The organism is uncultured Adlercreutzia sp. (assembly GCF_958431955.1).
GTDB lineage: Bacteria > Actinomycetota > Coriobacteriia > Coriobacteriales > Eggerthellaceae > Adlercreutzia.
The window spans coordinates 1-5,896 of sequence record NZ_CAUASN010000061.1; the positions used below are offsets into that span (position 1 = coordinate 1).

Annotated in this window: 3 protein-coding genes; 1 reads left to right on the top strand and 2 read right to left on the bottom strand. The window is 63.0% G+C overall.

Features of this window, described 5'->3' with window-relative positions:
• Positions 1-256: 256 nt before the first annotated feature.
• Positions 257-2,227 (bottom strand): FAD-dependent oxidoreductase, encoded by a 1,971-nt coding sequence (locus tag Q5064_RS11245; protein ID WP_302964734.1) that lies wholly within the window; start codon positions 2,225-2,227, stop codon positions 257-259.
• Positions 2,228-2,393: 166 nt separating this feature from the next.
• Here Q5064_RS11245 and Q5064_RS11250 point away from each other — a divergent pair, with 166 nt between their 5' ends.
• A complete protein-coding gene (locus Q5064_RS11250) occupies positions 2,394-3,788 on the top strand; it encodes a LuxR C-terminal-related transcriptional regulator (RefSeq protein WP_302964736.1) in 1,395 nt (464 codons plus the stop codon).
• Positions 3,789-4,011: 223 nt separating this feature from the next.
• Here Q5064_RS11250 and Q5064_RS11255 read toward each other — a convergent pair.
• On the bottom strand, positions 4,012-5,896 hold a 1,885-nt coding region (locus tag Q5064_RS11255), incomplete at its 5' end, for an ATP-dependent Clp protease ATP-binding subunit (protein WP_302964739.1).

Consider the following 5,896-nt stretch of genomic DNA (forward strand, 5'->3'; position numbering starts at 1 on the left):
CAGTCCCTTGCAGCTTAGTTCTTATTAGCCCGTCCAAGAACTGGGGTGCAGTTCAGGTCTTGGCTACCCAGGGCGCTCGCTGTGAAAGGGAATATTGTTATAAGAGCGCGAGAATTCCACTCTCACCAAGGAACAGGCCGAAGGCCTCTGCGACACTGCGAAGGCGAAAACCGGTGCCCAGCAGACTCGTAGTCGTAGCACGCAAACGAGGCCCTGTGCCATCTCGGCATAGGGCCTCGCATAGGGGAGGGCTTGCTTAGGCGAGCATCTGATTGACGCAGGAAAGACCCGTGCTCATGCTGGAGACACCGCTGTTGCCGTCGGAGCATTCGCCCACGACATAGAGGCCCTCAATGCCCGCACCGTCGGCCGTGAGGGCCTGGTAATCGGGACCGATGGCAACGCCGCCGATGGTCACATGGGCGGCCCAGGTACGCGGGGAGGCGTAGAAGGGAGCCTCGACAATGGCGTCTTTCTCGCTCATGTTCTCGCGGCCGAACACCGTGTCCGCCACGTCTCCACGCGCAATGGCGTTGTAATCGTCAACTGCCTTAGCAAACACCGAGGGGTCAGCACCGATCATCTGGGCCAGCTCCTCAAGGCTGTCCGCCCGGAAGAGCTTGCTCTCCTCGATGAGCTTGTCCGCGCTGTAGCCCTGCTCGTTGTAGCCGTTCACAAGACCGGAGTTGAGCGCGTCGCTGATGATGAACAGCTTCTCCTCGGGCTGCTTCATCACAGCGGCGGACAGGGCGAAGCGATCCAGCGACTCGTTGATGAAGCGCTCGCCGTTCACGTTGACGAAGAGCCCCAGGCCGGCATTGCCGACGATGGTCTCCGTCGAGTAATCGATGGAGTCGGCAATGGGGAACACCATCTGGCGCCCCATGTTCTTCAACTCGGCTCCCAGACCCTCGGCAAGCACGTGGCCATCGCCCGTGTGGCCGTAGCTGTTGGTCGTCGGAATAACCGTGGACTCATCCCAGGGCCACATCTCGTTGTACTTCTTCAGCAGATCGGGATTGCCGGAATAACCGCCGGTAGCCAGAATGACGCCACGGTCCGCCATGACACGGTAGGTGGTGCCGTCGGCGCACTGGCCAGAGGCCCCCACCACGGCCTTGCCATCCACGATCAGCTCGGAAACGGGCGTCTCGAAAAGGAAGGTGATCGGGAGACTCTGGGTCTCCACCGTGTTGTCGAACACGCTGAAGAAGCCCTCGCCGTTCTCCTTGTCCACCGCATGGGCCTTGCGCGGCCACGGGAACCCGACGATGCCGACCAGCGTGCCACTCACGGTGTAGCCCTGATCGAAGAGCCAGTTGTTCAGATCGTTTACCTTGTGGGCATAGGGGAGCCAGTACTCCTTCGCCGGGCCGCCATTGCGCGAGGCGTAGTCCAGGGCGTAGTACTCCATGGAGTCGTACACCTTCGTGTTGCCCGCGGCGAAATACGCGTCGAAGTCGGCCTGCACGGCATCGACGAAGTCCTTGGAAACGCCATTTTCCAGGCTCTTCTGGAGCGTCGCGTGGAACATGTCGCGGTTGCCGTCCGTCATGTCAGGCTTCATGTCGTCGACGCCTTCGAACACCTCGAGCCAGCCACCGCTGACCAGCGCGTTGCCGCCCGCATAGGCGGTTTTCTCGAACACCACCACATCCAAGCCCTGCTGGGCCGCGGCGACGGCGGCGGCCATGCCGGCACCACCGGCACCGCACACCACGAGATCTGCCTGGATCTCCTTGGTCTCATCCGACTTCTCCGGCGACGCGGCCTTCTTCAACGCCGAAGCGTCTCCGTTCGCCTGGTTGACGCAATCAGCCACGCCCTCGATGATGGCCATACTCGTCAGCGTGGCGCCCGTCACGGCGTCTACGTTCAGGCTCTGCAGCTCCACGATCTGCTGCGGCACCCGCTCGCGAGCCGGGGCGCTGATGCGCTCGGTGTCTTCGAACTCCACGATCTCGACGCTCTCGATGGCATTTTCGGACATGCGCACCTCGACAGTCACCGGGCCCTTCTTGCCGGGCGCGGACGCCGTATACGTCCCCGGGGCAAACGCCGCGGTCGAGGCAAGTCCCTCTCCCGACGATTGCACCTCGGGAGCGCACCCCGCAGACACGAGAGCAGCCTGGGCGGCGGCAATGGCCGCGCAGGCGACAAACGTCCTACGCGAAAGTGAGATGTTGCGCAGCGTGGGGAAAACCTCGGCAGTGTCAATTTCCTTCATTCTTACCCTCCTCGATCCATGCTTCCTTTTCCTTTACGCAGCGGTATAATTCCGCCGCGAAGAGAATCGGGGAAAAGGGGTGGCAGTTCATCGCCCCCGATGAGCTAAATGCCCGCGATTCACTCGTTCATTTTGTGTTAAATGGCAGGTGGGGACAGGTTATTTGATGGCGCGACGCGAAAAAGGCTACGTGTGTGAACAGGACGATCCGAAGGGGTCAGCCTTGTCCGCTACGGTTCGGCTCGCCTTGCTGCCCGGCCTCATTTGGGGCTGGCTGCTCATATCCATGGGACAGACGGCGATCGCGGGGGCCGGCTCGGACGCTTCGCCGGCAATGCTTTCCTTCTCGTGGCAGATAGCTTTTATCGCCCTGCTCGCCATCTCTCTCCCTCTCACCAAAAAAGGCCGACCCGCGCCCTCGCTGTTCGCATCCCTCGCGTTCGGCCTTGCAACTGCGACGCTCTTGGTTGCCCAGCCTCTCGTTCCTTCCGGCGAGCTCCTCCAATACCTCGTTCTTCGCCAGGTGCTCATGGGCGCGGCCTGCGCCTCGCTCCTCTGCCTCTGGTCGCGCATGGCCCGACCCCTTTCGGCTCGGCGAGGATCCCTCCAAATGCTTTGCGCGGGGATAGTGGCCGTGCTTGCGCTCACCGTCTACATGGCGCTGACCGTCCCCGCGCGCTTCGGGCTTCTCGTGCTGATGCTCGTCGCCGTCGCCCTTGACGTTCTCCTTGCCCCGCTACCCCCGGAAGAGGAGCCTCCGGCGGCGCCGGAAGATCGACCCGAGTTCTCGGCGCTCGTGCCCCTGGCTATCTGCGCCTACAGTTTGCTCAGCTTCGCCTTCCGCACCGTGTTCACGCCCTCGGCAGGTATTTCGATTGCCACTACATCGTTTGCGGGCGTCGTGATCACGGGGGCTTTCGTGCTCTACTTCCAGAGAAGGCCCTTTGCGCTGCGCACGGGCCTCTGGCTTGCCTCGGGCTTCGTGCTGCTTATCTGCCTGAGCGCTCTGCTTGTCATCCTGTTTCCCGAAAGCGGCTTGTACCTCATCGCCTTCCTCCTCAACACGGCGGCGTTCCTCCTGGGAGGACTCATGTTCTTCCTGCCGGGCATATTGGCGAGGGCCGTCGGAAAACCCGCCTGCCTCGGCTTTCGCCTGGCCGCGTTTCTGTTCTTCGCATCGCGCCTCGCAAGCGAGGTTCTGGTTACGGTCTTTGCCCTCGATCCTCCCTCGTCTTTGGTGCTCGCCCTGATCTTTCTTGTGATCTCCCTACTCGTGCTAATATTCGGGTTCTTCCATATTGGTCTTCCCCATCGGGCGCCCACCGCCACCAGCGCTTCGCCGCTCGAGGACAAATGCGCTCACCTCGCAAAGGAGCACGACCTCACCGAGCGGGAAGCGGCCGTTCTCGTCCCTTTGGCCAAGGGACACACGATGAAGTCCATCGCAGAGCAATTCACCGTCTCCTTCCACACCGTGCGCTCCCAGGTACGCAGTATTTATCTGAAACTGGACATTCATTCGCGCGAGGAGCTCCTGGAGAAGCTTGAGTCGCTCCCATAAGCGTCGATTTGAGAAGCTTGCCCCCATTCCACGAGGCCGGCGAATCTCAAACTCTCCGAACTACAGCGGCATTATCCGAACAATAGCGGATCGGGCCACTGCGAGCGTCCAACAAAAGTGCCCCGGGTCTTGGCTGCCCGGGGCACTTGCTGTGAAAGGAGTATTCGGTTGGGTAGGACGCCGGTTTCCGGCACGCGGAGGGGCGAGGTCGCCCCTCCTTCTGCTAGGCGATGGGGTCTTCGCCGAGGTCGCCGTCGGACAGGGTGTCCAGATCCTGCAGGGTCTCCTTCGGGTCGGCACCGGCGGTGAGGAAGCTCGGGTCGTCCAGGTTCAGGCCGTCCAAGTCCATCGGGCCCTCGATGCGGCAGGCGTAGTTGCCCTCGGCATCGATGTCGATGAGCACGTGGCTGCGGTCGCGCAGCTCGCCCGAGATGACCTTCTCGGCGATGCGATCCACCACCTCGCGCTGGATGAGGCGCTTCAGCGGACGGGCGCCGTACACCGGGTCGTAGCCGTCGATGGCCAAGTGCTCCATGGCCGCCGGCGTGACGTCCAGCGTGATGTGGCGCGCCTGCAAGCGGTCGCGCACCTCTTCCAACTGCAAATCCACGATAGGCTCGATGGCCGAGATGGACAGCTCGTTGAAGGTGATGACGTCGTCGATGCGGTTCAGAAACTCGGGGCGGAACGTGGAGGACAGGGCGTCCTGAATCTTGTTCGCGAACTCCTGCATGCGCTTGGCGGCCTGCTCGGGCGTCATGTTCATCATCTTCTCGGCCATCTCGCCCATGGTCTCGCCACCCGTGGCCTGGGCCTCGTCGAAGGCGCGGCCCTCGGCAGCGTGCTCGCGGATGATCTGGCTTCCCACGTTGGAGGTCATGATGATGATGCAGTTCTTGAAGTTCACCACGCGGCCCTGGCCGTCGGTCAGGCGGCCGTCATCGAGCACCTGCAGCAGGATGTTGAACACATCGGGATGCGCCTTCTCCATCTCGTCGAGCAGCACCACGCAGTAGGGGTTGCGGCGCACGGCCTCGGTCAGCTGACCGCCCTCGTCGTAGCCCACGTATCCCGGAGGCGCTCCGATCAGGCGCTGCACGGAGAACTTCTCCATGTACTCGGACATGTCGATGCGCACCATGGCCTTTTCGGAATCGAACAGGTACTCGGCGAGCGTCTTGGCCAGCTCGGTCTTGCCCACGCCGGTGGGGCCGAGGAACAGGAAGCTGCCGATGGGGCGATTCGGGTCGGACAGGCCCGCGCGGTTGCGGCGAATGGCGCCGGCCACCACGCCCACGGCCTCGTCCTGGCCGATGACGCGGCCCTTCAGCACTTCCTCCAGATCGACGAGCTTCTCCATCTCGCCCTGCATCATCTTGGCCACGGGGATGCCCGTCCAGGCGGCCACCACCGAGGCGATCTCCTCTTCGGAGACCTCTTCCTTCAGGATGGCGCCGTCCTGCTGCTTGGTCTTCACGAGCTCCTCGGCGTCATGCAGCTGCTGCTGCAGCTGGGGAATGCGCGAGTAGCGGATCTCGGAGGCCATCTGCAGGTTGCCCTCGCGGGTGGCGCGCTCCTCGTCGAGCTGGGCGCTTTCCAGTTCGGCCTTCAGGTTCTGCACGTTGACGATAGCGTCCTTCTCGTTCTGCCACTCGGCCTTCTGGGCATCGAGCGCCTCGCGGGCGGCGGCGATGTCGTGACGCAACTTCTCCAGGCGTTCCTGGGAGGCCATGTCGGACTCCTTCATGAGGGCCTGCTCCTCGATCTGCATCTGGATGAGCTTGCGCTCGGCGGCGTCCACCTCCTCGGGCATGGAGTCGATCTCGATGCGCAGGCGGCTGGCCGCCTCGTCCATGAGGTCGATGGCCTTGTCAGGCAGGAAGCGGTCGGTGATGTAGCGGTCGGACAGCTCCGCCGCGCTCACGATGGCGCCGTCAGTGATGCGCACGCCATGATGGATCTCGTACTTCTCCTTCAGGCCGCGCAGGATGGCGATGGTGTCCTCCACCGTGGGCTCGGAGACGAGCACGGTTTGGAAGCGGCGCTCCAGGGCGGCGTCCTTCTCGATGTACTTGCGGTACTCGTCGAGCGTGGTGGCGCCGATGGCG